This window comes from Streptomyces sp. NPDC101110, from assembly GCF_044759525.1.
Taxonomy (GTDB): Bacteria; Actinomycetota; Actinomycetes; order Streptomycetales; family Streptomycetaceae; genus Streptomyces.
In genome coordinates this window covers 170,871-196,932 of the sequence record NZ_JBIVZM010000008.1, presented here as the reverse complement: position 1 = coordinate 196,932, position 26,062 = coordinate 170,871, and the positions used below count along the sequence as shown (strand labels likewise).

Here is a 26,062-nt window from a genome sequence, read left to right as displayed (position 1 = left end):
TCAGCCGAGCCGGCGCCGGACGGCCGCCACCAGCCTGATGGGCGCCACGCGCAGCATCAAGGCTCCCTGTCGGCCGTTGCGCAGCGGCTTGGCGTAGTAGGGGCGGCCGAGCCGGGAGGCGCGGAGCCAGCGGGTGCCGGGCAGCTCCTGCGGGGCCGGGACGGGGAGGTGACACCCCGGGGCGTCCGTGCGGAGCGTCAGCGTCCACCGCCCCGGCCGCAGCTTCCGGACCGGCATGCGGCCGGTGAAGGAGCGGCTGTCGTCCTGTGCGTACAGCAGGGGCACCTCTCGCACCGTGCCCCGGTCCGCTGCGGCGCGCAGTGTGGTGGGCCGGGGGCCTGCGGCTTCGTCGGTCAGTTGGCCGCTGACGACGAGGGTGGCGCGTCGGGAGGCGTCCCAGGCGACTTCCGTCACGGGAGACGCCGCACCGGCGCCGGGGCGCCGGACGTCCAGGGAGAAATGGCCGTGGGCGGTGAAGGAGGGGCGGACGGTGGCGGGTTCCTCCCCCGGCCGGACGCCGCGGGTCAGCTGTCGCTGCGGCGGTGTCGGCCGTCGGCCGTCCGTGTCCGTCGTGGTGTTCCGCAGCCTGACGGTTCGGCTGGCTCCTTGGGCCCGTACGTCGAGGTGGACGTCCCACAGGCCGTCGCCGAGCGGCGCCCCCGCGTCCACGGTGCGCAGGTCCACGTCGACGGTGAACCCGGCCGCCGGGTCGTCGCCGGGGTGCCGGGCGGTGCCGACGGTCGCCGGCACGTGGATGTCCGGGTGCCGGAATCCGTTCGGGCGCAGGACCAGGCGGGTCGTGGGCTGGAGCGGGCCGAGGGACTCGATGCGGGCGTGTCCGGTGAGCCGGAGCACGTCGCCGTCGCCCGTCCAGGCCACCTCCGCCAGTTCGTGATGGACCGGGATGTGGTCCGTGACATCGAAGCAGGCGTCCGGGACCGCCTTCGCCGGGTCGCGGAAGAAGGGGTGGGACCAGTAGACGCGGCCCTTGTCCACGACGTTGCCACGCGCCGCGTCCTCCTTGGCGTTCCGCGCCACGGCCATGAGGTCCTCGAAGCGGTCCGTGCGCAGCAGATGGACGATCAGCCGGTCCGGCGGGGTGAGCGACCGGAAGAGGCCATCGGTGACGTAACTCCGCGCCCACTGCCGGAACTGCGGGTAGAAGTGCTCCCTCGCCCGCCGTTCGCTCTCGCGGGGCAGCAACGCCCGAAGCGGTCCGCACAGCTCCCACTCCACATGCCGGCGCATGATCCGGTCCCGGCGCGGACCGGGGTCCAGGTAGCGGGCGACCGTTTCGAAGCAGAGCCGGGTGCCGTCCATGCGGTGGACGAGGTCTGCGGCGGTGAGGGTGAGGTTGTTGCCGTTCTGACGGTTGCGGGAGTAGTAGCAGTCGTAGTCGGCGACGACGGAGATGCCGTCGGCGTTGAGGTAGGCCGCGGCGGTGAACGGCTTGTCCTCGCAGTTGCGGTACGGCGGGAACCGCAGGCCGAGGCGTTCGATCAGCGAGCGCCTGAACAGCTTCCAGCAGCCGAGGGTGCGGTAGGCGGCGGAGGAGAAGATGTCCGTGCGGGGCTGGTTGTGCGAGAAGACGGCCGTCGGCACGGCTCGTCCGCCGACCGACACCATCTTGCCGAGGACCACGTCCGTGCGGTTCTCGTCCGCCATCGCGACCATGCGGCGGAGGGCGTCCGGGCCGAGGTAGTCGTCGGAGTCGAGGAAGAAGACGTAGTCGCCGCCGGCCAGGTCCAGGCCGGTGTTGCGTGGGCCTCCGGCTCCTCCACTGTTGGGCTGGTGGACGACACGCATGCGGGAGCAGGCCCGTGCGAGCCGGTCGAGTTCGGGTCCTGTGCCGTCGGTCGAGCCGTCGTCGACGGCGATGATCTCGATCTCGTCGGGGCCGAGCGTCTGTTCCATGACGGAGGTGACGCACCTCGTCAGTTCCGGCATGGAGTTGTAGGCGGGGATGATCACGCTCACGCGGGGAGGGTTCGCAGGGGACAAGGTGGGCTCCCGGACTGTGAGGCGGTCGGAGGCGAGGGAGGCGGTCGTTCCGGCAGGGAGGGGCAGATGGCCGGGCCTCACCTCGGAGCTTCCGGCCCGACCGGGTTCCGCCGCGCTGCGTGCGGCGTCCTCCTACGCTGTCGGAGTGCGGGAACCACCCGTTCGGGTGCGCGTCAGGCCCTTCCCGCCCCCTCCCCCGCATCTCCCGTCTGCCGCGTGCCCTCCCGGCTGGATCTCGCCGGGACCCTCGACGGGACGGCAGACAACTCCTGTGCTGTGGCGCGCCATTCGGAGACAACGGTGTGCGCCGTGTCACACCCTCGAAAACCCGCCTAAGTTGTCTGCATCACAGCGGAAATGTCCTTTTGGCGTCCATGCTCGAAACGGATGAGCGCTTCTTAACTGGGGCCTATCGACATCCTCTTGGGCACGACGTTCAGAAGTGACCCATGACACAGCACTCTCGACATTCCCCCGCATCCCCTCGGAAGGTGCCCCCTCATGGCCGCTTACCTCTGCCCGCCAGCCGTGATACACGGCGAGCACACCGTGAAGACCAGCCAGATCGTGGCGGAGGTGAGCGACCGGCACCCGCATGCGGCATGGGCGCCGCGGATCGACGGCATAGCGGCCAGTACGGGGATCGACACGCGCGGCTGGATGCTCCCGCTGGAAACCGCGGTCGCCCCGGGCGAGGGCGGCGGCCTGCGGGCTTTCGGCGTCGAGTCGGCCCAAGAGGCTTTGGCCCGCGACGGGTTCACCCCTCGGGACGTGGAGCGCGTGATCGCCGCCTTGGAGTCCATACCCGCGCCGCAGACCGTCCAGGAGCGCACCGCACCCGCCTGGGACGCCGTGCAGGCCTACGGTGAGCGTGCGGCGCGCGGGGCCCTGCAGACCGCCGGGCTGGATGCCGCCGACGTCGACTGCCTGATCACCAGTCACTCCACGACCCCGGCCCTGCCCGGCCTGGACATGACCCTCGCCAACAGGCTGCCGCTGCGCAACGACGTGATGCTGCTGCCGGCCACCCAGTGGGCGTGCATCGCGGGGACGCGTTCCCTGGCGCTGGCGGCGGACCTGGTCGCAGCGGACCCCGACCGGGTGGTCCTGGTCGTCATCTCGGAGGCGCTGAGCACCACCTACCAGCCCGGGGACGACACGCTCGAGTCCTTGATCGTCCGGCTGCTGTTCGCGGACACCGCGGTCGCCGCGGTCGTCACGGGTCGCCCACGGCCCGAGGCGGTGCTGCGTCTCGACGCGGCCTGGCACCACACCCTGCCCGGCACCCAGGACCTGCACCGGCTGGAGACACGGGCGGACGGAACCCACTTCGTGATGGACCGGCGTGGGCCACGCGCCGTACAGGAGACGGTCACCGCGATGTGGGAGTGGCTGCGCACCCGGTACCAGGACCACCCCGACTCCTGGCACCCGGACGTACTGCTCGCGCACCCCGGGGGCACCCGCGTGCTGGAGTACATGGAGCAGACGATGCCCGACGGGTGGCCGTCGGGGCTGCTGGACTACAGCCGGGACAGCTACACCAGCGGCAACCGCGGAGGTGCGGCGGTCTTCGACATCCTGCGGCGGGCGCACGACGCGGGGCAGCAGAAGCCGGGCGACCGCGCGGTGCTGTACGCGGCGGCGCCGGGACTCACCGCCACCGCTCTGGAAGGGCAGTGGCTGTAGTACGCCGGAGGGTGCCGTCGGCTCCGGGCGGCGACTCCCGCCCGGGGACGAGACCGGCCACGGGGGCCGCGGCGTAGGTACGGCGGACGGATGCGCCGCGTCACCTTGCGATCTCCGCCCAGACCACCTTCCCGGTGTCGGTCCACCGCACGCCCCACCTGGTGGTGAGGCGGTGCACGATGCCCAGGCCACGACCGCCGTTGTCGAGCAGGTCGCCGCGCCTCAGCCGGGGCCTGCCGTTTCCGGTGTCGCCCACCTCGCACAGCAGGCCGTGACCGGCCCTGATCAGCCGTACGGTGATGGGGCCGGTGGCGAACCGCACCGCGTTGGTGACCAGCTCGCTGACCAGCAGCCTGGCCTTGTCCCGGGTGTCGTCCCCGACGCCCCACTGGCTCAGCAGCGCCGCGACCTGCTCGCGGGCCCGGGCGGGGGCGTCGCTGCGGGCGGGCAGCCGCCACGTCGCCGTGTCGCCCTTGCGGTAGCCGATCATGCGCGCGAGCAGCAGGGTCACGTCGTCGCGCTGGGGGGCGGGCGCCAGTGCGGAGACGACGTCCCGTGCCGTCTGCTGCAAGGCGTCCCAGGGGTGCACCCGGGACACGATGTCCGCCAGCCGGTCGATTCCCTCGTCGATCGAGAGGGCGGGATCCTCCACCAGGCCGTCGGTGTACAGGGCGAGCACCGAGCCCGGGGGCACGCCGATGGTGTACACGTCGAACGGCTCCCGCAGCGCGAACTCGGCGCCCAGGCCCGGGTGGGGGCGGATCGAGAGCGCCCCGGCGTGTCCGTCCGGGGAGACCAGGATCGGGGGAAGGTGACCGGCGCTCGACAGCGTCACGTGGTGGCCGACCGGGTCGTAGAGGGCGATGCAGCAGGTCGACCCCAGCGCGCTGTAGCCGGCGGCCAGCCCGGACTCCGCGTCGTCCAGCAAGGTCACGGTCTCGTCCAGATGTTCCAGCACCTGGTCGGGCGCGAGCCCCGCGGACAGCAGGGCGCGGGCCTCCATGCTCAGCTGGCCCATGGTCGCCGCGGCCCCCAGGCCGTGCCCGACGACGTCGCCGACCACCAGCGCGGTACGGCCGTCGGGCAGGGGAAAGCTGTTCACCCAGTCGCCGCCGACGCCGGCGCTGTCGGGAGTCGCGGGCTGGTAGATGCTGGCGATGTCGATGGTGTCGCCGCCGGCGCGAGGCAGGAGCCGGCGCTGCAGGGCCAGCACCTGGGTGTGCTCGCGCTGGTGCTGGCGGGCCAGGTCCACGTGGTGGGCGGTTCTGGCCACCAGTTCCTGCAGATCGAACAGCTCGCTGTCGCGGAAGGGGCAGTCCGCCCGCCGCCACACCTCCGCGACCCCCAGGACGACGGGCGGCACGCCGTCCAGGACCAGGGGTATGCACGCCACACCCGCCGACCGGCCACTGGGCACCAGCGCACGCACCACTCGAGGGCTGCCGAAGACCCGTTCGACCGCCTGCCGGTCGGGGATGACGATGGTCTGCGGGGCGTCGTCGCGCAGGACCGCCTGCGCCAGCAGCCGGCTCGCGTCGCCGGGCAGGTCGTCGCCCGGGGTCAGGTACCCCTCGGGCCACACCCGATCCGGGACCAGCGCCGCCCGCCGCAGGTGGATGCGCCCCTGCGTCTTGCCGGTCACACCCTCGCCCGTCCAGACGGCGAAGTCGAGGTCGACGGCGGCGACGTCTCCCCAGGCCAGCAGGGACTCCGCCAACGACTGCGCGGTCTCGCCGATGTCCAGCGAGGTGCCGATGGCGGTCTCCGCGGCGTAGAGGTGCAGTCTCCGGGCCATCGCGATCACGGAAACGGTCAGGCCCTCCTCGGGCGACGCGGCGGGCAGGATGCTCATCGACACGACCAACTCGGACCCGTCGCCGCGCCTGAGGCGCTGGATCCGGGCGACGTGCGCCTCGCCGCTGTCCACGACCTGCCGCAGACGGCGGGTGACCGTCGGCACGTCCCCGGGGGGCAGGAGATCGACGAAGGGCTTCCCGGCCCAGACCTCCAGACCCGCGAACACGGGGGCGTCAAGGTTGCAGCGGGTGATGACCAGATCCCGGTCCAGGTTGACGGCTCCGAGGATCTGCTCCTGCCCGCCGGCCGCCGAATCCTCGGGGGCCCGCTCGCGCGGGGCGTGCTCGCGGGGCGCGTCGGCCGCCGGGGCGCCGCCTTGCGGGAAGTAGCGCCCCAGGGCGCGGCTCACCAGTTCGAACGCCGAGGAGGGCGAGGGCGAGGGCGAGGGTGTGGAGTCCATGCGGCTCTCTCAGCAATCCCCGGCACGGTGCCGGGGCCGTAGGCGGACCCGTGCGGGTGGGCCCCGAGATCCCTGACCGCACATCTCATTGAATAACACCGGAGACCGGTTCGCACACACCAGCGATTGCACGGTCCGCCGCGGGCGCCGGGCACGGCAGCTTGCCGTGCTCAGGGCGAGGTCAGTGGCCGGGCGCGGGCGATGAGCAGGGCGACATCGTCGTGGTCGGCGGGCCCCCGGAGCTCCCGGAGCAGCCGGTCGCAGGTCTCCTCCGCCGTGCCGCAGGGCGGGGAGAGCAGGCGCAGGAGTTCGTCCAGACGCTCGTCGATGGGGTCGTCCCGGGTCTCGACCAGTCCGTCCGTGTACAGGACGAGTTGATCGCCGGGATGCATGGCGACGGCAGAGGTCTCGAAATGACCGCTGCCGACTCCCAGCGGGGTGCCGGTGGGCAGGTCGAGCAGTTCGGGGGCCCGGCCGGCCCGCACCAGGACCGGTGGGAGATGACCTGCGCAGGCCACCTGCAAGCGGCCCGCGTGCGGGTCGTGCACGGCGTAGACGCACGTGGCGATGTACGGGTCGAGTCCCTGTGTGATCTTGTCGAGGTGGGTGAGGATGCGGCTCGGTGCGAGGTCGAGGTCGGCGAGCGTGGAGGTCGCGGTGCGCAACCGGCCCATGGCGGTGGCGGCGGGGATCCCGCTGCCCATGACGTCGCCCACGGCGAGGGCGGTGCGGTCCCCGCTGAGCGGGATGATGTCGTACCAGTCGCCGCCGACCTCGCTGAAAGCCACAGCGGGCCGGTACCGGGCGGCGAGCTCCAGACCGGGGCGGCGCGGCGAGGGCCGGGGCAGCAGGCTGCGCTGCAGGGTCTCGGCGGCCTTGCGGATGTGCTGGTGCAGGACGGCGTTGTCGATGCTCAGCGCGGCGGACGACGCCAGCTCGCAGGCAAGGGTGAGGTCGTCCTCGTCGAAGGGTTGCGGGTTGCGCGCACGGGCCAGCCCCATCACTCCGATGATCTCTCCGCGGGCGATGAGGGGGACGGCCATGTCGGTGTGGACACCGGCCTCTGCGAGCAGCCCGGCCGCGGCGTCGTCGGCCGCGATCCGCAGGAGCTCGCCCCGGTCGAGGTGCGTGATCAGCTGCGGTCTGCGGGTGCGCAGGCAGTGGGCTGCCGGATGGTCCGCGTGGTACGTCGTGAGGTGGCCCGGCGCGATGATCGCCTCGGAGGCCCCGGTGGGGTAGGCGGTCTTCACCGCCAGCGCCCGGAACAGCGCCGGACCGTCCCCCTGGTCCGGGCGGCCCGTGCGCAGTACGGAGTCCAGGATGTCCACCGCGATCATGTCGGCCAGATCGGGCACCAGCACGTCCGCCAGTTCCTGGGCGGTGCGCTCCACCTCCAGGGTGGTCCCGATGCGTGCCGAGCCGTCGGCCATCAGACGCAGGCGCTGCTGGGCCCGGTCGGCCTGCCTGGCGGCCTCGTACCGGTCGGTGACGTCCACCACCACGTTCGCGATTCCCAGCACCTGCCCGCCCTGGTCCTCGAGTCGGTAGAGCGACACGGCCCAGGCGTGGTCGCGGTCCGGGTCGGCACGGGTCCGGCCCACCACCTGTTCGTCCACCAGGGGCCGCCCGGTCTCCAGAACCTCCCGCATCTGGTTCTCCGCGGTGGTGAACGGCGCGCCGGGCAGGATCTCCCGGAAGTGGCGGCCCAGATGGTCGGCCTCGGGAACTCCGTGCATCGCGGCGAGGGCGCCGTTGACCGCCACGTACCGCAACCCGGTGTCCAGGACGGACAGCCCGATCGGCGCCTGGGTGACGAGCTGGCTGGAGAGGGCCACCTTGCGCTCCACCTGCTGCACCGTGGCCCGGTCGGTGGCCAGCCCGAGCCCGTAGTGGTCGCCGAGGTTGTCGGTCAGCCGCATGTTGCGGAACTCGACGGTGCGGGTGCTGCCGTCCTTGTGCCGGACGGGGAACGATCCGGCCCAGCCCCGGCCGGTTTCCATCACCTCGGCGAACAGTCGCAGCCCCGCCTTCCGGTGTTCGGGGTGGAGGAGCAGACCGGCCGCGTACTGCCCGACCGCCTCGTCGCCGGTGTAGCCGAACAGAGCCTCGGCCTGCGGACTCCACATGTCGATCCGGCCGTCGGCCTCCACCAGGACCGCGGCGATGCCCAGCACGTCCATCAGCGCGCTCGGGCCGGAAGCCGACTCCTCCGGATCTCCCGCCTGCTCGGAAAGTTGATTCGCTCGGCTCATCACATTCGCCCCTTAGGCCTGTCGACCTCACCGGCGCACCCGCCTGCCCGAGCAGACGTCCGCGGCGGCCTCCTTGCAGGTCAGCAACCCGTTCACGATGCGGTACCCGACCTGGGAACGGCCAGGGGACGCGCCGGGAGGGCGCCGCGCCCCGGTCGAACCTCACGGTCCGGTGGACCAGCACGTGATCCGTACTCGGTCCGGCTCGCAGGTCGGTCCGTACACCTCCAGCCTTCCACAGGTCCGGCTCCGGCCGAGGGCGTCACGGTTCGCGGGGCCTCGTCCTTCCAGCCCGGTCCGGCGGGTCTGCGTCGAGGAGCCGGTGCGCAAGCACCGCCGGATCGGGGCTGCGGCCCTCCGGGCGGGCGGCCATCGGCGGACCGCCCGGAGGGGCCGGGAGCTGCCGCCCCAGGCGGCCGAGCGGAGACAGGGCCATCACCCCCGGGGACAGCATCATGCCCGTGGCGGTCACCAGCAGGCCGGTGCGCAGCCCCCACTCCCCCGCGAGGAATCCGCCGGTCAGGGAGCCGAGCGGGGTCAGTCCCATGCCGGCACACGTGATCGTCGCCGCCACGCGGCCCTGCATCCCGTCGGGGGCGGCGGCCTGCCGGACGGCCATGACCGTGACGTTCACCAGCTGGCCGCCGCACCCGAACAGGAAGCCCACCCCGAGGAGCACGGGGACCGTGACGGCACGCGAGCCGTCCAGCGGGGCCACGAGCAGGAACGCGCCGTCGCCGAGCACCGCCGCACCCACGAGGACCGTGCCGTGTCCGAACCGGCCCGGCAGACGGGCGGCCGGCAGCGAGCCGAGCAGCGCGCCCGGTCCCGACGCCGCGAGCACCAGCCCCACGACGGAGCCCGGCAGGTGCAGCTCCCGGGGCAGGAACAGGAGGTAGACGGTCATCATGGCGGCGAACGAGAACTGGAACGCGGCCGAGGCCAGGCAGACGGACCGCAGCAACGTGTCACCGACGACGAAACGCAGCCCCTCGTGGATCCGCCGCCCGACCTGCGCGGGCTTCTCCTCCTGGCCCGACTTGGGCGATTCGGCTCGCCGGATACGCCGGATCGACAGGAACGACAACGCGAAGAACAGCGCGCCGGAGGCGGCGGCGACGGGGGCCGACAGCAAGGACACCAGCGCGCCGCCGAGAGCGGGACCACCGATCTGCGCCGCGGACCGGCTGCCCTCCAACGCGCTGTTGCCCCGCACCAGCCGATCGCGCTCCACCAGCCGCACGAGAGACGCCTGGTACGCCACGTCGAAGAACACGGACAGGGCCCCGACGACGAAGGCGAGCGCCAGCAGGGCGGGCATGCCGAGCCCGCCGACGAGAGCAGCGAGGGCGATGGCGCCCAGAGCCAACGCCCTGCCGAGGTCCGAGAGCATCATCGTCGTGCGGGTACGCCATCGGTCGACCCACGCACCGACGAACAGCGACAGCAGCAGGACAGGCGCCTGCCCCACCGCGCGCAGGACCCCGAGTCGGCCGGCTCCGGCGTCGAGCGTCAGGACGGCAAGGAGCGGCAGCATCACCAGAGTCGCGTGTTCACCGAGTTGGGACGCCGTCTGGCCGCACCAGAGTCTGCGGAAGTCGGCGTCCCGCCACGGACCGGACGGAGCGGGCCGAGCGGAACCGGATCCGGCGGACGAGGCAAGGCAGCGAAACGAACGAGAGGAGCGAGAGAGGCGAGATGAACGAGAGGAAACGGACGGCACGGATGCCCCTTGGGTTGCCGGCGACGAGGCCCGCCACCGAGCGCGTGGACCGTGCGCCGGCTGTTCGGGCGTAAGAGGACTCGCTGTGCCGCAACCTCACGGGCAGCACGCGATGACAGGCCGGTCGTACGGCCTACGGCGTCAACGCGTGCTCGGGTGACCGACCATGTCTCAGCTCCTCGTGGGTGACTCGCTGCGCCCGAACCCCAGTGGCCGGAGAGCCCGCTGTGGAAGGCGGCATCCGCAGCCGCCTCACGTCGGCCGTGGTAGCCCGCCCGTAGCCATCGGTCGCGTGTCCCGGCCGTGGTCCGGTCGGCGACGGCGGGTGCTGATCACACTGGCCGCATGTCCGATGCGTCCCCGGTCCTCGCGACCGATGCCCGGCGGGTGGCCGTCATGACCGTGCTCACCGTGCTCGCGGGTGCCGTCGACGCCGTGAGCTTTCTGACGATGGGCAAGGTGTTCTGCGCACTGGCCACCGGCAACGTGCTCTTCCTCTCCTTCGCGCTCGCCGGGGATGGTGATGTCCCCGTGGCCAGGCCCGCCACGGCGATCGGCGCGTTCGTGACCGGAGCGGCCCTCGCGAGCCTCCTGCTGAAGCGCCTCGCGGATCGCGGAGGGCCGTGGTTCCCGGTCGGGCTCGTCTGCGAGGCCGTACTGCTGGTGTGCGCCGGTGCACTGGCCCTGGCGCGACACGGCACGGGGGCCGTCCCCGCCGCCGATGACCACGGGGTCGTGGCACTCGTCGCGCTGGCCATGGGAGTACGGGCATCCACCGTGCTGCGCGTACATGTGCCGGGCATGCCGACGCTGCTGAGCCAGACGGCCATCGCCGAGCTCATCAACGACGTACTGAGACGCCCGCGGGCCGCGCTGCGCGGGATGACGGCGAAGCAGCGGCTGGCCAGGACGCGCTGGACGGCCACCGTGGGGGGCATCTTCACCGGCGGTGTGCTCGGCACGCTGCTGCTGGTGCCGCTGGGCACCGGGCGTGCACTGCTCGTCATCGCGGCGGCGGTGCTGCTCCTCGCGGTGGCGGGCACGGTCACACGCCCGGGTGGGGCGGGAGCGGTCCGGGTCGCGTGACGCGAGGCCGGTGACCGCCTCCTGACCGGGCGTCACCGGGCCGGGTCCTCGCCGCGGTCGGGTCCTCGCCGCGGTCGGGTCCTCGCCGCGGTCGGCCTCGGCCCCGTCAGGGATCCTCCTGCCGCACGGCCGCGTCGAGCAGGGGGCCCAGTTCCCGGGCGACGGTCGTCAAGGCACGGACGTCGCGTTCGGCGCGGGCGAGCAGGATCGCTCCCTCCAAACTGCTGATCATGAGCGTGGCCAGCGCGCCGGCCCTTTGCTCGGGCACGCCCATCCCGGTCAGGGCCTCGGCGACCGCACCGGTCCAGGTCGTGAAAGCCGCGGACGCGGCCGTCCGCGTGGAGGGGACCGACTCCGCGCACTCCACCGTGGCGGCCGCCACCGGGCAACCGCCCGCGAAGCCGGCCGCCTCGTACTCGTCGGTCCACTGGCGCACCATCTCGGCGAAGAGCCCGCTCGGCGTGGGCTCCGGCAGCGCGGTGAGAAAGCGCGCAACACGTCGTGCCGCATACGCCCCGGCCCAGCCCACCGCCTCGTCGACCAACTGCGTCTTGCCGCCGGGAAAGTAGTGTTGGAGGGATCCGCGGGGCGCCGCGGCGTCGACGGCGACCTGGCGCATGCCGGTGGAGTGCACTCCCTCTCGCCGGATCAACTGGGCCGCGCTGAAGACCATCCGCTCGCGCGGCCCCCGTTCGGCCTTCGCCATCCTCGACCTCCGTCCGCTCTCCGCGTTCCCGGGACTCTCTCGCGCCGTTCTCTCGCGCTTCGTCCCGGAGTCCGCAGTCTATGACCGTGGTCATAATCGCCGCTACTATGACCGCGGTCATAGTGGAGGACGGCTCGGCCTTCGCGCAGAGCCCGGGAAGGCGGTGCGTCATGTACGTCGGTTTCATCGGACTGGGGGTCATGGGCCGGCCCATGGCCCTGCGTCTCGCGCAGGCCGGGACACCTCTGGTGGTCTGGAACCGCACCCCGCAGCGCTGCGAGGCGCTGCGGTCCGCCGGCGCCGAGGTGGCGGCGAGCGCTGCCGAGGTCTTCCGCCGGGCGGCGACCGTGTTCCTCATGCTGGCCGACGAGGCGGCCGTGGACGCGGTGCTGGGGCGCGGCACACCGGACTTCGCCCTGCGTGTCGCCGGCCGTACCGTCGTGCACATGGGCACGACCTCGGCCCGCTTCTCCCGCGATCTCCAGGAGGACGTCCGGGCCGCAGGCGGGCAGTACGTCGAGGCCCCGGTCTCCGGCAGCCGTGTCCCCGCCGAGCGGGGCGAACTGGTGGGGATGCTGGCCGGCGACGAGGCGGCGGTGGCGACCGTACGGCCCCTGTGCGCGCCGATGTGCCGGGAGACGTTCGCATGCGGGGCGGTCCCGGGCGCGCTGCTGATGAAGTTCTCGGTGAACCTGTTCCTGATCACCTTGGTCACGGGACTCGCCGAGGCGTTCCACTTCGCCGAGCGGCACGGGCTCGACCAGCGCCTCCTGCGGGACGTCCTGGACGCCGGCCCCATGGCCAGTGCCGTCTCCCGGGGCAAGGCACCGAAGCTGCTGGAGCGGGACTTCTCCGTCCAGGCCGCCGCCGCGGACGTCCTGAAGAACAACCGTCTGATCGCCGAGGCCGCCCGCGGGGCAGACCTGATGTCGCCGCTCCTCGACGTGTGCCACGCCCTGTTCGACGAGACCGTCCAGCAGGGCCATGGCGACCAGGACATGGTGGCCGTCCTGCACGCCCTGGAGGCCCGGACAGCGAAACGGCGACACTGCTGAGCCGACATCGGAGCAGAAGTCGGCCGTCAGGAACCGGCCGTCAGGCATCGAGCGTCAGGCGTCAGGCCCGCATTCCGAACAGGAATCGCGTCACGCGCGTCCGGCGAACCAGCAGTTCGTATGCGGCCAGGGTCAGGGCGAGGGAGACCGTCACCAGCACCACGTACTCCACCGCGATCGGCGCCGACCATCCCACCACGACATAGGCGACGGCGACGACGATCGGCTGGTGGAGGACGTACAACGGCAGGACAGCGGCGGCGAGATAGCCGTAGGCACGGCGGCGCGAGGCCCTGTCCGGTGATGTCACAGGCTCCCGTGGCAGGCGGTGTCCCGGGCGGTCGAGAAGGCCCGGGATGGCGACGACCAGGCACCATCCGGCCGCCCCGAACAGGGCGCGCGACGCCGTGGCCAGGGCGGTCGTCTGCGTGAAGGGGTCATCGGCTGTGATGAAGCCGGGGGCCGCGGAGACGAACAGCAGCACGCCGAGCCAGGCCGCCGCGGCCGCGTCGCGCCGCATGGCGGTGCGCCAGCGCGTGTCGGTGGCCAGGACGAAACCGGCGGCGAAGAAGAGCAGATACGACCAGCGGTGCCAGCCCGCATAGTCCTCCTCCATGCCGGCGAAGGCGCAGAGTGCGGCGAAGACGACGGCGGGAAGCAGCACGAGCCCCCGCCGCACGGACGCCGCGGCCGCCATCCGGTCCATGGCACGCCGGGCGGGCGCGTGCGGCAGCCATCGGTGGAGGGGGGCCAGCATGAGGGAGAACGTCAGCAGCAGCACGACGAACCACAGGTGGCCGGTCTCGAAGTACCGCCCTTACACCAGGAAGGGAAACTCTTCGAACTCCACGCGCACATCGAAGAAGTGGGGCAGGAAGTCGAGGTACGGCTCGTCGTAGCCGGGGTCGGACGAGCGTTGTCGCAGCCACTGCGGCAGCGGGTTCAGGAGGACGGTCGCGATGACCAGGGGAACACCCAGTCGTAGCAGACGCTCCGTGACGAAACGGCCCTCACCACGGCGCCGTAGCGAATGCCGGGCGCCCAGGCCGGAGATCAGGAACAGGAGGGGCATCGCCCAGACCACCCCGAACCCGGCGATGACGGTGACGACTTCCGTGGTCTCGGAGTTCGTGACGTAGAAGTCGCCCTCCGTCGCGAACACCAGCGCCGAGTGGAAGAAGATCAGCCCGATCACCACGAGCATGCGTATCGCGTCCAGCTCCGGCCGCCGCTCCGGTGAACCGGCTTGCGATTCCGTACGCGTCGCCATGCCGCGTCCTCCCCCGACTCGCGTGCGTGGTGCCCTCCATGGTGGCGGGGAGGGGGCGCGCAGGACCATACCCGCCCAGGCCGGTCGCCAGGAGGACGGTCCCCGGGATGCGGCGTCAGGCGTGGGACAGCGCGAAGGCGACGAGGAAGCCGCTGACCGTGACCAGTCCGATCGCCAGGTGCGCTTCCTGGAAGGCCTCCGGGATCATCGTGTCGGCGATCATGGCGAGGATCGCACCGGCCGCCACCGCCGTCACACCCGCGATCACGGTGGGCGAGAAGCCGCCCAGGACGGCGTACCCGAGTACGGCGGACAGGGTGCTCGCGACGGCGATGGCGCCCCACACGGCGAAGACGTACCCCTTGCCGCGCCCGGACTTCTTCATCCCCGCCGAACTGGACAGACCCTCCGGGATGTTGCTGATGAACACCGCCGCGACGGTCACCAGACTGACCGCGCCGCCGTCGAGCAGGCTGACGCCGATCACCGCCGACTCGGGCACACCGTCGAGCAGCGCGCCCAGCGCCAGCGCCAGGCCCGAGCCGCTCTGTTGCTCCTCGGACGGCTGGGTCTGCTCGCTGTGATGGCCGGATCGCTTGCGATGGCGAGCGCCCCGGCGTGCGAGCCAGAGATTGCCTCCCGTGTAGGCCGCCGCTCCGGCCAGTGTCCCCACAGCCGCCGGCCCCAGTCCGCCCTGTTCGTAGGCCTCGCCGACCAGTTCGAAGGAGACGGCCGAGAGGAGCACGCCGGCACCGAACGCCATCACCAGCGCGATGACCTTCTGCGAGACGCGCATCCCGTAGCCGAAGACGGCGCCCAGCAGGAGAGCACTTCCTGCCAGCAACCCCCAACCACCTGCCTGGATCACCTCGGACATGCGGCGCGTGTACCCGCGAGAGCGCGATCGGCACCCGGGGCCGCCCGCCGCGTGTCAGACGGGACCACCGAGCAACCGGCACGACACCGCCCGCTCAACGACCCCGCGGTCTCCGGCCTCGGCTGCCCGCACCCGGAACAGACGGGCTGCCTCCGTCGTGCTGACCGCTTCGACGAGACGCCCGTCCGAGAACAAGGCTCCCACCCCGTCCTCGACCGCCCACCCGGCGGGCAGCACCCCTGAGACCACGGCTTCTCGGTAGGAAGTGCGGCGCCCCGGTTCGCTGTCGTAGTGCGGGCATGTCGAACCGGGCAGCAGGCCCAGCCCGTCCGGCAGGAATGTGAGGGGGCCGAAGGAGTCGGTGTGTGAGCCCTCGGCCCAGCAGTTGGCGCCCGCGCTGATTCCGCACAGCAGTGTCCCGCTGTCGTAGGCGTCGCGCAGGATCCTGTCGACTCCGTGCACACGCCAGACCGCCAGGAGGTTCGCGGTGTTGCCGCCGCCGACGTAGATGACGTCCTGGCCGAGCAGAAAGGTCCGCAGAGCCTCGTCGTCGAGTTCCCGCCGGAACAGTTGCAGGACGGACGGCTCACAGTCACGTGACCCGAACACACGCAGGAACCGGTCGATGTATGCGGGCGCGTCTCCGCTGGCCGTGGGGACGAAGCACACCTTGGGGCGGTCGGTGCTCGCGTGGCCGAGCAGCCAGTCGTCCAGCAGTCCGTCCTCGTCGGTGGAGAAGCCTCCTCCGAGGAGAGCCACACGACGAACCGTCGCGACCACCACCCGTGCCTCCCGAGACGTAGTTGCCGCCGAACCGACGGCGCTCAGCGGCATCCGCCGGCGTCCGAAGAGTTCATCCACCGCGACGCAGACGCCCCGCGCCGACTGCGTTCAGGGCTCGGCGCACCCGCCCGCTGCGCTCGTACACGGGAGATCATGCCCGGGTCGGGAGACGGCCGCGAAGGCTTTTCCCCGCGGGGCCGGGCGTCCGGTGTTCCGCATGCCTTCCGCCGTTCGAGGGGTCGGTGGTCCCGTGTGGTGGTCATGGCGATGAGTTTCAAAGGCGCGGCCGGTCCAAGAGTGCGACGGTCGCCGAGAGTCACCGGAACAGATGATCACCGGCCGTGCGCACCCCGATCGGCCGCTCGCGAGGAGGACGACATGACCGCCACCTACACCTTCGACGTCTTTTCCAGCCTGGACGGCTACGGCGCCGCCAGCGCCGACTGGACCGGGTACTGGGGCAAACAAGGACCCGAACTGCTCGACCGCCGCCTCGCCCTGTACGGCGAGGAGCAGCGGATGGTCTTCGGGGCGAACACCTACCGGGCGTTCGCACAGATGCTGGCCACGAGCACGGAGGGCTCCGACGTGCGTGACCCGTGGGTGACGCGGATGAGGAACCTGCCGACGACGGTGGTGTCGAGGACGCTCGAAGGCCCCCTCGACTGGCCGGACGCCACCGTCGCGAGCGGTGACGCGGTCGACGTGGTCGCCCGTCTCAAGGAGGAGTCCGACGTGCCGTTGCGTTCGCACGGCAGCCTGTCGATGAACCGGGCGCTGATGGCCGCCGGCCTGGTCGACCGCTTGCAGGTGACGCTCTTCCCGGTCATCACCGGCCGGACCGGCCTGGACCCCGTCTTCCGGGACGCGGCGGACTTCGACCTGGAGCTGGTCGAAGCCCGGACGCTCGACGGTCACATCCAGGAGCTCGTCTACCGCCCCACGCTGCACTGACCCCTGTGCTGCGCGGCGTCCCCGCTCAGGCGTTGGCGTGACGTCGCCAAGCCGTCCGGCGGGGAGCCGCATGGTGGACGGGCTCCTCGACCCGGCCGGCCTGCGAGCGCCTCAGCCAGAGGGCCGTCATGGCCAGCAGAGAGGCGAACACGACCAGGAACACCACCGACACCCACATCTGCCTGCTTCCCGGGTCGGCCCACCCCGCCGACGCGGCGGAAGCGGCCCACAGCGCCGCTCCCCCGGCGTAGAAGGTGCGCATCCTGCGCAGCTGCCGCAGGGCTCGTACGGACTCAGCGTGATCAGTTTCCGAAGCCATGCCGACGCAGGTACCCCGATCCGCGCCACCTATCAGCCCTCGGTCGCCCACACGCTCCCGAGGGTCGCGTCGAACCCGGATCGGGTGAAATCCGCCCTGCCGTCGGGGCGGTGAGTCATGGTCGCCCCTGGTGGAGACCTCGCTCCCCGGGCCGGGCCGACGGTCGGCCCGGGTGAACGAGCGGCCGTGCCGCTTCGGGGAGCTGCGCCGCGAACTGCCCGGCGTCACCGAGAAGTATTGCGCGCGTCACAGTCCGGCCACCTGCATGAGTGAGTCCCGCTCGTCGTCCCCCAGGCGGAGGTCCGCCAGCAGGTCGTCGTCGGCCAGGAGGCGGCGCACCCATGCCGCGTCGGCTACGAAGGCCGCACGGCACAGGGCCCGTTCGGGGTGGTCCTCCTCAGGGCCGCCGACCGCCATGTCCCACGGGTTGTCCGGATCGGCCGGCGCGGATAGGGCGGCCGCTACGAGCACGAGCCCGAACAGTTCACCGCGGCGCGGAGTCGATGGTTCGGCGGCCAGGCGCAGCAGGTACGGGACGACCGCCGGCATCACGGCACTGATGGACATCGGCCCTGTCATCAGCAGCCAGTCCAGTGCCCGTTCGGCCATCTCGGCCGCGTCGGGATCGACCAGCCCGCGCAGGACGACCGGGACGTCGACCGGGCATCCGGGGATGGACGACCACTCCACGTCCTCGCACCCTTCCAGTGCCGGATGCGGAGCGGTCCGCTGTGTCAGGTGGGGGTGGGCAGCCGTCAGGGCCGCTGTCGCGGCAACCGCTGCGGCCTCGTGATCCACCCTGCACACCGGAGTGCCTCCCCACCGCACCGGACGGTCGCCGATCCCCACCTCCACGGGCCTTCGATCATGCCAGAAGGGATGGTCCCTCCGGCAGGTCCGGCCGGTCGGGGCGGCTGTTCGCCCAGTGGTGTTCGCGGAGGTACGGCTCGTCGAGCCGGGTGTCGGCGGCGCGGTCGTACACGTCGGTCAGGAGCCAGCTCAAAAGCTCCGTACTGGCGTCGTACTCGTCGTAGAAGCCCATACGGAGGTCGGTGATCTCGTACTCGACCAGCACGTCGTCGATGAAGTCGGCCAGTTGGGCGTCGGCGGCCGGTGTACGCGTGGTGGTCCAGATGTCCAGCCAGGGGCGCAGAGTGCCCGTGGCGACGGTGATGAGGCTGAGGGTCGATCTGACGGACACGGGGCTCGGGCTGGTGTGCAAGGTGGCCGCCCACCAGGCGTTCCAGACGTCGCGAAGTGCCTGCGCCAGGGGCGCTTCCCAGGTGGTCCAGCCCGCCGCGAGCAGACGGGAGCCGATGAGGTTCTCGTCGATGTGGAGCCGGCCGGTGACGGCGGGGCGGACGATGCGGGGGGTGAGCCGGCGGTAGAGACGCGGGAAGTCGTCCCAGTGGCTGGGGACCTCCGCTGCGACGGCGGACACCAGGTCGTCGGATATCCGGTCGAGCGGTCCGGAGAGTTCCGCAAGGTCCTCGGCGCCGTAGCAGTGCGTGCACCCGGAGACGGGGAAGGGCTCTTCCGTGGCGAAGACGCGGTCCAGGGCGTCGAGCGCTGTCATGAGCTGCTGCTGGTGGCTGGACATGGGAACCTGCCGAGGTACTCCGACCGGGTCACCGGCGAAGAGCGCAGATTATCAGTCCGGGGCCGCTCCCGGTGCCCCGGACCTCGCGCGGTCGTGATCGGTCCTCGTGGCGCCGGCGTGCGAGAGGGACGGTGAGATCGGCGGTCATCTCGACCCGGTCCGGAAGGACCCGCACGTCCCGTCGGGCTCGGTCGCGGTGACCGTGACCCCCTGCTGAGCCAGGAGCCGGGTCGCCTTGCCGGTCCCGGACGTCGTGGCACGAGCCGCTCCGCCGGTGGCGGTCCTTTGCACAGCCCTGGCCCGGGCCGGTGTGCCAGGCTTCAGGAGGGCTGGGTGTGGTGGTCCAGCAGGCGGGTGAGCAACTGCACGAAGTGGTCGCGTTCGGCCGGACTCAGCGGCGCGAGCAGTTCGTCGTGGAGGTCGTCCAGGACCGTGTCGAGCCGTTGCAGGTGGCGGCGGCCTCGCGCGGAGATCGTGATGACGTTGCGGCGCCGGTCACCGGGGTCGGGCGCCCGTTCCACGAGGTCGCGTCCGGCCAGTTCGTTCAGCAGCCCCACCATGTCGCTGCGGTAGATCCCGGAGCGCGTGCTCAGCTCCGCCTGGCTGGCCGGACCGTACTCGTGCAGTGAGGCGAGGACGGCGTAGTGCCACTTGCGGGCGTCTGCCCGGGCCAGTCCCTCGTTGATCAACCGGTCCGACCGCACGGCCAGTTGCGACAGCAGTCGGCTCGCTCTCCGGCGCAGCCTGTCGGGTGTCTTGCGCGCGCCGTCGCCGGGGATGTCCGCTGCCTCGCCTCTGGTCATATGGCCGACCCTACCGTTGTGTTAGTCACACTAACGATGTAAGTTCACCCGGACCTGAACCGTTAGTGCGACTAACGCCGGTCGAGTGAACGACAGAAAGGCAGATCTTGCCCCTCAAGGCACTCCAGATCCCCACCGCGGACGGTACGTCCGACGCCTTTGCCGCCTACCCGGACGGGGGCGCGCCGCACCCGGGGGTGCTGATGTACATGGACGGCTTCGGCATCCGGCCCGTGTTGCGGGACCTGGCCAGCGCACTGGCCGCGCACGGGTACTACGTACTGGTCCCGAACGTCTTCTACCGGCACGGCCCGGCACCGGTGGTCGAAGTACCCGACCACATCGGAGAGGAGGCCCGGCCCGCGCTCCTCGCCCGGCTGATGCCCCTGATCAAGGCGCACACCACCGAACGGGTCCTGAGCGACGCCGACGCCTATCTGAGGTTCCTCACCGGTCGGCCCGAGGTCTGCGCGGGGCCTGTCGCCGTGACCGGGTACTGCATCGGAGGCCTCCTGGCGATGTCCACCGCGGCGGCACACCCCGGCCGGGTGGCCGCCGTCGCCGGATTCCACGGCCCCGTGGGGGGTGCGGGGCCCGACGGTCTGCGGCGTCTGCTGTCCACGATCACCGCGGAGGTTCATCTCGGGCACGCCGCCTCCGACCTGACGCCCGAGGCTCTCGGCGAGCTCAACGAGGCGTTGGACGCCGCAGGGGTCGACCACACCTCCGAGATCTACCCCGGCACGGTCCACGGCTTCACCATGGCCGACACCGACGCCTTCGACCCCGCCGGCCTGCAACGCCATTGGGACCGGCTGCTCCCGCTCCTCGACCGTGCCCTGGCCGGCAGCTGAACGACCGTGAATCGCGCTGTCCGTGTCCGCCCTCCGCACGACACGTGGGGCCCGAACCCGCTCGCCCTGTTCACCGGACCGAGGGATCCGCTGCGCGCCGACGTCTGATGCGAGTGCCGTACGGTACTCGCCGCTGCTTCGACCCGAGGCGACGGTGAACCGGCTGCCGTTCTGGCCCTGTTAAGTTCTCCGGTCATGCGAGCCCTCTTCCCAGGATCCTTCGACCCGGTCACCCAAGGGCATCAGGACGTTCTCCGCCGCACAGCAGCCTTGTTCGACGAGGTCGTGGTCTGTGTCATGTTCAACCCGAGCAAGACCGGCCGCTCCCCCGTCCCCGAACGACTGGACCGGCTCCGCGGGGCAGCGAGCGGCCTGGGCAACGTCACGGTCGACTCCCACGCCGGCGGCCTGTTGGTCGACTACTGCCGACGCGTCGGCATCGACGTCGTCGTCCGCGGAGTCCGCGGCGCCGGCGACCTGGACTACGAGATGCCGATGGCCCGCATGAACCACGAACTGGCCGGAGTCGAGACGTTCTTCATCCCTGCGGACCCGGCCCTGGCCCACATCTCATCCACCCTGGTCACCGGTCAAGGGGTGTCGCCGCGGTAGTGGAAGCGGCACGTCACCCCGGGGCCGGGCAGGCGCGGTGCACCGGCGTCGGGGTCGTACAGCGCGCGGCCTCCGGGGAATCTTCCGAGTTCGGTGGAGAGGGCGGCACCCGTGGCGAGCTCGTCCGGTGTCCAGCCCGTGACGTCCAGCAGCAGCCCGTCCAACGGCCCGCCGATGAGCTGGGCATAGGTGCGCCCGGGGCGCGGGCCCGGGTCGGGGTCGTCGTGGTCGTGGCCGTAGACCCGGCCGCGCAGCAGCTGCTCGTCGCCGTTCATCCGTTCAGCCTCTCAGCCACCACTGACAACGCGCTCCGTGGAGTCACCGCGTGCCGCTGCCCGAAATGGCCGGCAGCGCGTGTGTCCGGGCCCATGATGACGGCATGACCGACCGTGACGAATTCCTGGGGTGGGTCAGTACCGCCCTGTACGAGGCGGAGCTTGCGCTGCACAACGGTGACGCGGCTCCCCGGCGGGCGCTCTGGTCGCGCAACGAGCCCGTGAGTGTCCTCGGGGCGTGGCGCAACGCCCGGGGGCAGGGGGAGCTGGGCAGTCTCTTCGCCACACTTGCGGGGAGTTTCTCCGACTGCAGGTCCTACGTCTTCGAACTGCTGGCGTGCGACGTTTCGGGAGACATGGCCTTCACTGCCGGCCTCGAGCACACCTCCGCCTCCGTGGACGGAGAGCCACGCACCTACACCCTGCGCGCCACCCAGGTGTACCGCCGCGAGGACGGCGAGTGGAGAGTGGCTCACCGTCATGCCGACACGGTGACCGAGTGAGCACGCCGCGGGGTGGACGGCACCCGGCGCCTGCCGGAGTCCGGGGCGCTGGACGGCGCGCGGGGCGTCACCGGGGAGCCGCGCCCCCCGTCCACGGCTCCCCGGTGCGCTCGGCCCACTCCCGGGCCGCTTCGGGGCGGCCGGTGAGCTGAAGGAGCAGGGCCGTGATCGGACCGCGGATCTCCGGGCCGTCCCCGCGTGTGAAGTCGATGTCGGTGGCTACGAGCCGGGCTTTCGGCAGGGGCCACGGGCGGGGCGGCATGCGCATGGTCCACACCCGGTCGGCGGCGTCACGGGCGGCGGCGGGCGGCATCCGGCGCGTCCGGCCGAGGGCCAGGGCGATGTCCTGTCCGTGGACGAGGAGGTCGAGGAGCGGCTCGCGGGGCGAGGTGATGGGGGCGAGACGGCGGGAACCGACGATCGAGCGGAGGTGGGCGACGATCTCGGTGACGGGCACCGCCGCTTCACGCACGGCCGAGTCATGGATCATCCGGTTCCAGTCGCCCCGGGCCCGGACCATCTCACGTACCACCTGCCGGTGGGAGAAGCGCGCCGCGACGGTCAGATGCGCGGCCACGTCCCGCACCCGCCAGTCCCCGCACCGCGTGCGTGTCTCCCACTCCTCGGGAGTCAGGCCGTCCAGGAGGTCGGCGAGGCTCGTCCGCTCCTGGTCGATGATCCGCCAGAGCTCGTCGTTGTCCAGTACCGCACCCACGACATCACCCACCCAAATGGTAAGCTTCACTGACCAAAGTAGTCAGGGAAGCTGACCACTGTCAAGGACGGCGGGGTGTACACCGACCATGGGTGCGGGAAGTGAGCCGGCGATGATCACGGAGAGCGGTCCCAACACGGGCGTGCTCCTGTTCCTGCCGTACCGGGCCCTGGAGAACCGCGTCTTCGCCGCGCTCGCCGACGCCGGCTTCGACGACTTCACGCCCGCCCAGGCCCGGGTCGTGCAGCGCATCGGCCCCGAGGGCACCCGCCTCACCGAGCTCGCCGAACAGGCCCAGATCACCAAACAGACGGCGGGCTTCCTCGTCGACCAGCTGGAGAAGGCCGGCTACGTCATGCGCGTGCCCGATCCCACCGACAAGCGCGCCCGCCTCGTGCGCCTCGCGGCGAAGGCCTGGGCGGCCAAGGAGGTGGCCGATGCCGTGGTCACCGAGGTGGAGAGGGAGTGGGAGGAGCACATCGGCAAGCGGCGAATGAAGCAGCTGCGGGAAGCTCTCACCTTGCTCCGGCAGATCACCGACCCATGGGTGCAGTCGGAGTAGCGAACGGCCCGGCCGTTGCCGGAAGATCAGCGGAGGGTGCGACTCTGCGGCGCGCCGGCACCGCTGTACCCGCTCAGGCTCACGAGCGCGCACATGAAGGAAGACCCCCTCGGTCATGCATTCGATACGGTTTCCCCATGCGCGCTGATCGGCTGGTATCGCTGGTGCTGCTGCTGCGTCAGCGCGGCCGGATGACCGCGGACATGCTGGCCCGCGAGCTGGAGGTGTCCACCCGTACCGTGCTGCGGGACATCGAGGCGCTGTCCGCGGCCGGTGTCCCGGTCTACGCCGAGCGCGGACGGCGCGGCGGTTTCGCGCTCCTGCCCGGATTCCGGACCGAGCTCACCGGACTGAACCACGACGAGACCCTTGCCTTGCTGACCGCCGGATCCGGGCGCGGCGAGCAGGTGTTCGGCCTCGGTCAGGCGCTCGCTTCGGCACTGCGCAAAGTGGCGGACTCTCTGCCCGAGAGCCATCGGGCCACTGCGTACGACGCCGCCCGGCGCCTCCTCGTCGAACCGGAGACCGATCTGCTCTCCCGCCGGCCCGTCACCCAGGAGGTGCACGGCGCGACCATGACCGAGGTTCGGCGCGCGGTGCTGGCCGGACACAAGCTGCGCATCCACTACGCGGCCACGGAACGGCCGCCGCGGTGGCGCACCGTGGACCCGATCGGCCTGGTCACGGTCCGCGACCGGAGTTATCTGCTGGCCACGCGGTCCGGCGCGGACCGCACCTACCGGCTGTCGCGGGTGCTGGCCGCCGAAGAACTTCCCGAGCAGGCACAGCGACCGGCTCGAGTCGACCTGGACCGGCTCTGGCAGGAACGCTGCGCGCGGTTCCTGTCCAGTGATCACATCGCCGTGCGGGTGCGGGTGGACCCGGAGCGGCGGGAGGAACTGCTGAGCAGTGCCGTCGCCGTGCGCGCCACCGAACGCGATCCGGACGGCCGGCTGCGGCTGGAGGTGACGTTCGAGGATTTACGCCACGCCGAGTGGGCGCTGTGGCAACTCGGCACGGACGCGGAAGCCCTGTCCCCTCCGGCGTTGCGCATCCGCCTGCGCGACCGGGCGGCCGAAATGGCCGCCCGTTACGCGGAGCCCTCCTGACACCTGTCCACTGACAGACGCACTCCGGCCACGCCGAGGCTCCCCGCCGTCACTCGGCGACTTCGGCTCGGCGCAGGCCACTGAACACCGCTGGGGTGGGCGCCGCCGCCGGCCTCCGCATCCAGCGGACGGTCAAGGAGTCGCCCTCCCTCGCCCGGCGACTGCAACAGTCGCGAACGCCCGCGATGCTGATGATCGCCGAATGCTCCTCACAGGTCCGCCGATGGGCGACCGAGATACTCGTTCACGACCCCGCCGTCCGGCGGACGCAGTTCATGCCCGGAGTCGGACACCACATGTGGAACGGTCTGGACGGCAACAACGACCGTGCGGCCGCCGTCGTCACCGCGTTCCTCGAGGACAAGCCCGCCCCCTTGCCGAACCATCCCACCCACGACGGGATCGCCGCCTTCCTGCGCGGCCACGAGTAGGGGCGGTTGCCACCACGGTGGGGTGCGGCGGCCAGGGGGACGTCCGCAAAAATCGCGCCGTTCGCCCGAACGCCGCCGGTCAGCGGGACTTTGCGGACACCCCTAGGCGTGCCAGAGCGAGTTGCGGCGATGGCGTGCCGGTGGGATGTCCACCGCCTCCACGGCCTCGAGCGCGTGTTCGTCGAGGCCCGCGTGCACCAGGCCCAGCAGCAGCCCCGCCCGGAATCGCAGCCGCTGCCGCTCCCGGCGTTCCTCCAGTGCCGACCATGCGGCGATGGAGCGATCCCGCCCGCGCCGGGCGAACGAGTAGACCTTCACCGTGCGGCGGACCAGTTGAGGTTGCGGCTTCCGGGACGCTCGCCTCGCGTCGGTGAGGCTGCGTGCGCTGTACCTCAGGTCGTGGAGGAGCACCGAACGCCAAGAGGTTCCTGACGGGACGTCGCCGGCGCTTCGACTCGATGAAGGGGACAGGTGGTGGGCGGTGCGGGACACGGGACTCCGTTCGCAGCCACCGCCAGGTATCTCCTGGCGGGCTACCTGAAGCCCGTCGAACCGGTCGAACGTACGTTTCCCATGGACGTCACCCTAACCCGCTGATCCGGTGTGCGGGCCTGAAGCGGCTTCCCTCACCGGTACTTCCCGGCGCGTTCGAGGCCGCAAGTGGGGCTTCGCACACGGGGCTTGGTGATGAAGGTGGTGATCTTGGGCAGACGGTGGAGGTGATCTTGCTGTTGGCCCCCTGAGGGGGCTCCCGTGAGGGGGGATGTCGTGACAGTGCCTGTGCGCCGTACACCGTTCGTGAAGCGGAGCCGCTACCGGTTCGATCTTCGGTCGACGGCCTTGTTCTTCGTGTTTCTCGCCGTGGCCGTGTGTGCTCTGGGACTGGCCGCCCGCGTGGCGGCGGGCGCGGTGGAGCGGCGCCCCGCCTGGGTGTTCGTGCTGGTCGCGATAGGTGTCGCCGGCTGCCTGGGCCTACGACGCCGGTGGCGCCTGGCAGGTGTGGCGCGTCGGGCGGCGGCCGCCCTGGACGAAGCGGCCAGGGAGGCGGCCGAGGTGCTGGAGGCTCCCTCGGACCCCGCCCGGCCCGTGCCCGCCCCCGCGTCCACCACCACCTCCGCCACCCTCCCCGTCGCCGTCGCCCCCGTCGACTACGACGCCCTGACTCCGGACGGGTTCGAGGAGGCGATCGCCGGACTGTGCGAGCGCGACGGCTGCACGGAGGTCGAAGTCGTCGGCGGTGCGGGGGACTTGGGTGCAGATGTCATGGCCGTGACACCCGACGGGCGACGGGCCGTCATCCAGTGCAAGCAGTACGGCGAGTCCAACCGCGTCGGCTCGCAGGATCTGCAGCGTTTCGGCGGCACGTGCTACAGCGTGCATGAGGCCGATGTCGCCGTACTGGTCACCACCAGCGACTTCACGGCGCCGGCGGTGGAGTACGCCGAGCAGTGCGGGATCGTGTGCGTGAACCGGGAGGGCCTCGAGGCGTGGACGGAGGGCACCGGCCCCCGGCCCTGGGAAGTCGCGCTGGAGGGCGGAGCAGCGGGGTGGGAGACAGCCGGATCCGGGTGCTGACTAGCGCGCGGCCCTGGCCCGTGTGTATACGGAAGTCACGGAGCAACTTGC

25 protein-coding genes and 1 pseudogene are annotated in these 26,062 nt (G+C 71.6%); 11 read left to right on the top strand and 15 right to left on the bottom strand.

What is annotated here, in order from left to right:
- A complete protein-coding gene (locus ACIQU3_RS20810; protein WP_403926970.1) occupies window positions 1-1,977 on the bottom strand; it encodes a glycosyltransferase in 1,977 nt (658 codons plus the stop codon).
- Between the two features lie 525 nt (window positions 1,978-2,502).
- Between ACIQU3_RS20810 and ACIQU3_RS20805 the strand changes: the two genes are divergently transcribed.
- Complete coding sequence (locus ACIQU3_RS20805; RefSeq protein WP_403731062.1) at window positions 2,503-3,690, top strand: type III polyketide synthase; 1,188 nt, start codon at window positions 2,503-2,505, stop codon at window positions 3,688-3,690.
- A gap of 100 nt (window positions 3,691-3,790) precedes the next feature.
- Here the strand turns inward: ACIQU3_RS20805 and ACIQU3_RS20800 are convergent, their stop codons facing one another.
- The 3 genes from ACIQU3_RS20800 to ACIQU3_RS20790 form a co-directional block, all read right to left on the bottom strand.
- Window positions 3,791-5,947 (bottom strand): SpoIIE family protein phosphatase, encoded by a 2,157-nt coding sequence (locus ACIQU3_RS20800; RefSeq protein WP_403926967.1) that lies wholly within the window; start codon window positions 5,945-5,947, stop codon window positions 3,791-3,793.
- Window positions 5,948-6,117: 170 nt separating this feature from the next.
- Window positions 6,118-8,199 carry a SpoIIE family protein phosphatase gene (locus tag ACIQU3_RS20795; RefSeq protein WP_403926965.1) on the bottom strand — a complete coding sequence of 694 codons (2,082 nt, stop codon included), beginning with the start codon at window positions 8,197-8,199 and terminating at the stop codon, window positions 6,118-6,120.
- Between the two features lie 262 nt (window positions 8,200-8,461).
- Window positions 8,462-9,922 carry an MFS transporter gene (locus tag ACIQU3_RS20790; protein ID WP_403926962.1) on the bottom strand — a complete coding sequence of 487 codons (1,461 nt, stop codon included), beginning with the start codon at window positions 9,920-9,922 and terminating at the stop codon, window positions 8,462-8,464.
- 345 nt (window positions 9,923-10,267) lie between these two features.
- On the opposite strand from ACIQU3_RS20790, the gene ACIQU3_RS20785 reads away from it, so the two are divergent.
- A complete protein-coding gene (locus ACIQU3_RS20785) occupies window positions 10,268-11,008 on the top strand; it encodes a YoaK family protein (RefSeq protein ID WP_403926959.1) in 741 nt (246 codons plus the stop codon).
- A gap of 106 nt (window positions 11,009-11,114) precedes the next feature.
- Here ACIQU3_RS20785 and ACIQU3_RS20780 read toward each other — a convergent pair whose 3' ends face one another.
- Window positions 11,115-11,714 carry a TetR/AcrR family transcriptional regulator gene (locus tag ACIQU3_RS20780; protein WP_403731050.1) on the bottom strand — a complete coding sequence of 200 codons (600 nt, stop codon included), beginning with the start codon at window positions 11,712-11,714 and terminating at the stop codon, window positions 11,115-11,117.
- 170 nt (window positions 11,715-11,884) lie between these two features.
- On the opposite strand from ACIQU3_RS20780, the gene ACIQU3_RS20775 reads away from it, so the two are divergent.
- Window positions 11,885-12,769, top strand: coding sequence for an NAD(P)-dependent oxidoreductase (locus ACIQU3_RS20775; protein WP_403927128.1), 885 nt, complete (start codon window positions 11,885-11,887; stop codon window positions 12,767-12,769).
- Between the two features lie 61 nt (window positions 12,770-12,830).
- On the opposite strand, the pseudogene ACIQU3_RS20770 reads toward ACIQU3_RS20775, so the two are convergent.
- From ACIQU3_RS20770 to ACIQU3_RS20760, 3 genes and pseudogenes are all read right to left on the bottom strand, one after another.
- Window positions 12,831-14,039, bottom strand: a pseudogene (locus ACIQU3_RS20770) (acyltransferase).
- A gap of 115 nt (window positions 14,040-14,154) precedes the next feature.
- The gene (locus ACIQU3_RS20765) at window positions 14,155-14,916 is read right to left on the bottom strand and encodes a ZIP family metal transporter (RefSeq protein WP_403731044.1); all 762 of its coding nucleotides are present in this window, start codon (window positions 14,914-14,916) and stop codon (window positions 14,155-14,157) included.
- Window positions 14,917-14,970: 54 nt separating this feature from the next.
- Complete coding sequence (locus tag ACIQU3_RS20760; protein ID WP_403731041.1) at window positions 14,971-15,675, bottom strand: Type 1 glutamine amidotransferase-like domain-containing protein; 705 nt, start codon at window positions 15,673-15,675, stop codon at window positions 14,971-14,973.
- A 402-nt stretch (window positions 15,676-16,077) separates the two neighbouring features.
- On the opposite strand from ACIQU3_RS20760, the gene ACIQU3_RS20755 reads away from it, so the two are divergent.
- A complete protein-coding gene (locus tag ACIQU3_RS20755; RefSeq protein WP_403731038.1) occupies window positions 16,078-16,653 on the top strand; it encodes a dihydrofolate reductase family protein in 576 nt (191 codons plus the stop codon).
- Window positions 16,654-16,678: 25 nt separating this feature from the next.
- Here the strand turns inward: ACIQU3_RS20755 and ACIQU3_RS20750 are convergent, their stop codons facing one another.
- From ACIQU3_RS20750 to ACIQU3_RS20735, 4 genes are all read right to left on the bottom strand, one after another.
- A complete protein-coding gene (locus tag ACIQU3_RS20750) occupies window positions 16,679-16,972 on the bottom strand; it encodes a hypothetical protein (RefSeq protein WP_403731035.1) in 294 nt (97 codons plus the stop codon).
- Window positions 16,973-17,218: 246 nt separating this feature from the next.
- Window positions 17,219-17,662 carry a hypothetical protein gene (locus ACIQU3_RS20745; protein ID WP_403731030.1) on the bottom strand — a complete coding sequence of 148 codons (444 nt, stop codon included), beginning with the start codon at window positions 17,660-17,662 and terminating at the stop codon, window positions 17,219-17,221.
- 175 nt (window positions 17,663-17,837) lie between these two features.
- Window positions 17,838-18,572, bottom strand: a complete 735-nt coding sequence (locus ACIQU3_RS20740; protein WP_403731027.1) for a hypothetical protein — start codon at window positions 18,570-18,572, stop codon at window positions 17,838-17,840.
- Window positions 18,573-18,892: 320 nt separating this feature from the next.
- Window positions 18,893-19,375 carry a MarR family winged helix-turn-helix transcriptional regulator gene (locus ACIQU3_RS20735; RefSeq protein WP_403731024.1) on the bottom strand — a complete coding sequence of 161 codons (483 nt, stop codon included), beginning with the start codon at window positions 19,373-19,375 and terminating at the stop codon, window positions 18,893-18,895.
- Between the two features lie 107 nt (window positions 19,376-19,482).
- Between ACIQU3_RS20735 and ACIQU3_RS20730 the strand changes: the two genes are divergently transcribed.
- Entirely contained in the window at window positions 19,483-20,229 is a 747-nt protein-coding gene (locus tag ACIQU3_RS20730; protein WP_403731021.1) for a dienelactone hydrolase family protein, read from the top strand.
- A gap of 195 nt (window positions 20,230-20,424) precedes the next feature.
- Window positions 20,425-20,841: a pantetheine-phosphate adenylyltransferase gene (gene coaD, locus ACIQU3_RS20725; RefSeq protein ID WP_403926956.1), complete on the top strand. Its 417-nt coding sequence runs from the start codon at window positions 20,425-20,427 to the stop codon at window positions 20,839-20,841.
- On the opposite strand, the gene ACIQU3_RS20720 is transcribed toward coaD, so the two are convergent.
- Window positions 20,820-21,116, bottom strand: a complete 297-nt coding sequence (locus tag ACIQU3_RS20720; RefSeq protein ID WP_403731015.1) for a hypothetical protein — start codon at window positions 21,114-21,116, stop codon at window positions 20,820-20,822. The genes coaD and ACIQU3_RS20720 overlap by 22 nt on opposite strands.
- A gap of 104 nt (window positions 21,117-21,220) precedes the next feature.
- Between ACIQU3_RS20720 and ACIQU3_RS20715 the strand changes: the two genes are divergently transcribed.
- Window positions 21,221-21,619 (top strand): nuclear transport factor 2 family protein, encoded by a 399-nt coding sequence (locus ACIQU3_RS20715; protein WP_403731012.1) that lies wholly within the window; start codon window positions 21,221-21,223, stop codon window positions 21,617-21,619.
- 67 nt (window positions 21,620-21,686) lie between these two features.
- Here the strand turns inward: ACIQU3_RS20715 and ACIQU3_RS20710 are convergent, their stop codons facing one another.
- Window positions 21,687-22,346 carry a maleylpyruvate isomerase family mycothiol-dependent enzyme gene (locus ACIQU3_RS20710; RefSeq protein ID WP_403731009.1) on the bottom strand — a complete coding sequence of 220 codons (660 nt, stop codon included), beginning with the start codon at window positions 22,344-22,346 and terminating at the stop codon, window positions 21,687-21,689.
- Window positions 22,347-22,446: 100 nt separating this feature from the next.
- On the opposite strand from ACIQU3_RS20710, the gene ACIQU3_RS20705 reads away from it, so the two are divergent.
- The 3 genes from ACIQU3_RS20705 (at window position 22,447) to ACIQU3_RS20695 (ending at window position 24,436) form a co-directional block, all read left to right on the top strand.
- A complete protein-coding gene (locus ACIQU3_RS20705; RefSeq protein ID WP_403731534.1) occupies window positions 22,447-22,896 on the top strand; it encodes a MarR family winged helix-turn-helix transcriptional regulator in 450 nt (149 codons plus the stop codon).
- Window positions 22,897-23,033: 137 nt separating this feature from the next.
- The gene (locus tag ACIQU3_RS20700; protein WP_403731006.1) at window positions 23,034-24,005 is read left to right on the top strand and encodes a helix-turn-helix transcriptional regulator; all 972 of its coding nucleotides are present in this window, start codon (window positions 23,034-23,036) and stop codon (window positions 24,003-24,005) included.
- Between the two features lie 95 nt (window positions 24,006-24,100).
- Window positions 24,101-24,436 carry a hypothetical protein gene (locus ACIQU3_RS20695; protein WP_403731003.1) on the top strand — a complete coding sequence of 112 codons (336 nt, stop codon included), beginning with the start codon at window positions 24,101-24,103 and terminating at the stop codon, window positions 24,434-24,436.
- 102 nt (window positions 24,437-24,538) lie between these two features.
- On the opposite strand, the gene ACIQU3_RS20690 is transcribed toward ACIQU3_RS20695, so the two are convergent.
- A complete protein-coding gene (locus ACIQU3_RS20690) occupies window positions 24,539-24,847 on the bottom strand; it encodes a hypothetical protein (protein ID WP_403731000.1) in 309 nt (102 codons plus the stop codon).
- A 357-nt stretch (window positions 24,848-25,204) separates the two neighbouring features.
- On the opposite strand from ACIQU3_RS20690, the gene ACIQU3_RS20685 reads away from it, so the two are divergent.
- A complete protein-coding gene (locus ACIQU3_RS20685; RefSeq protein ID WP_403730997.1) occupies window positions 25,205-26,011 on the top strand; it encodes a restriction endonuclease in 807 nt (268 codons plus the stop codon).
- Window positions 26,012-26,062: the final 51 nt, after the last annotated feature.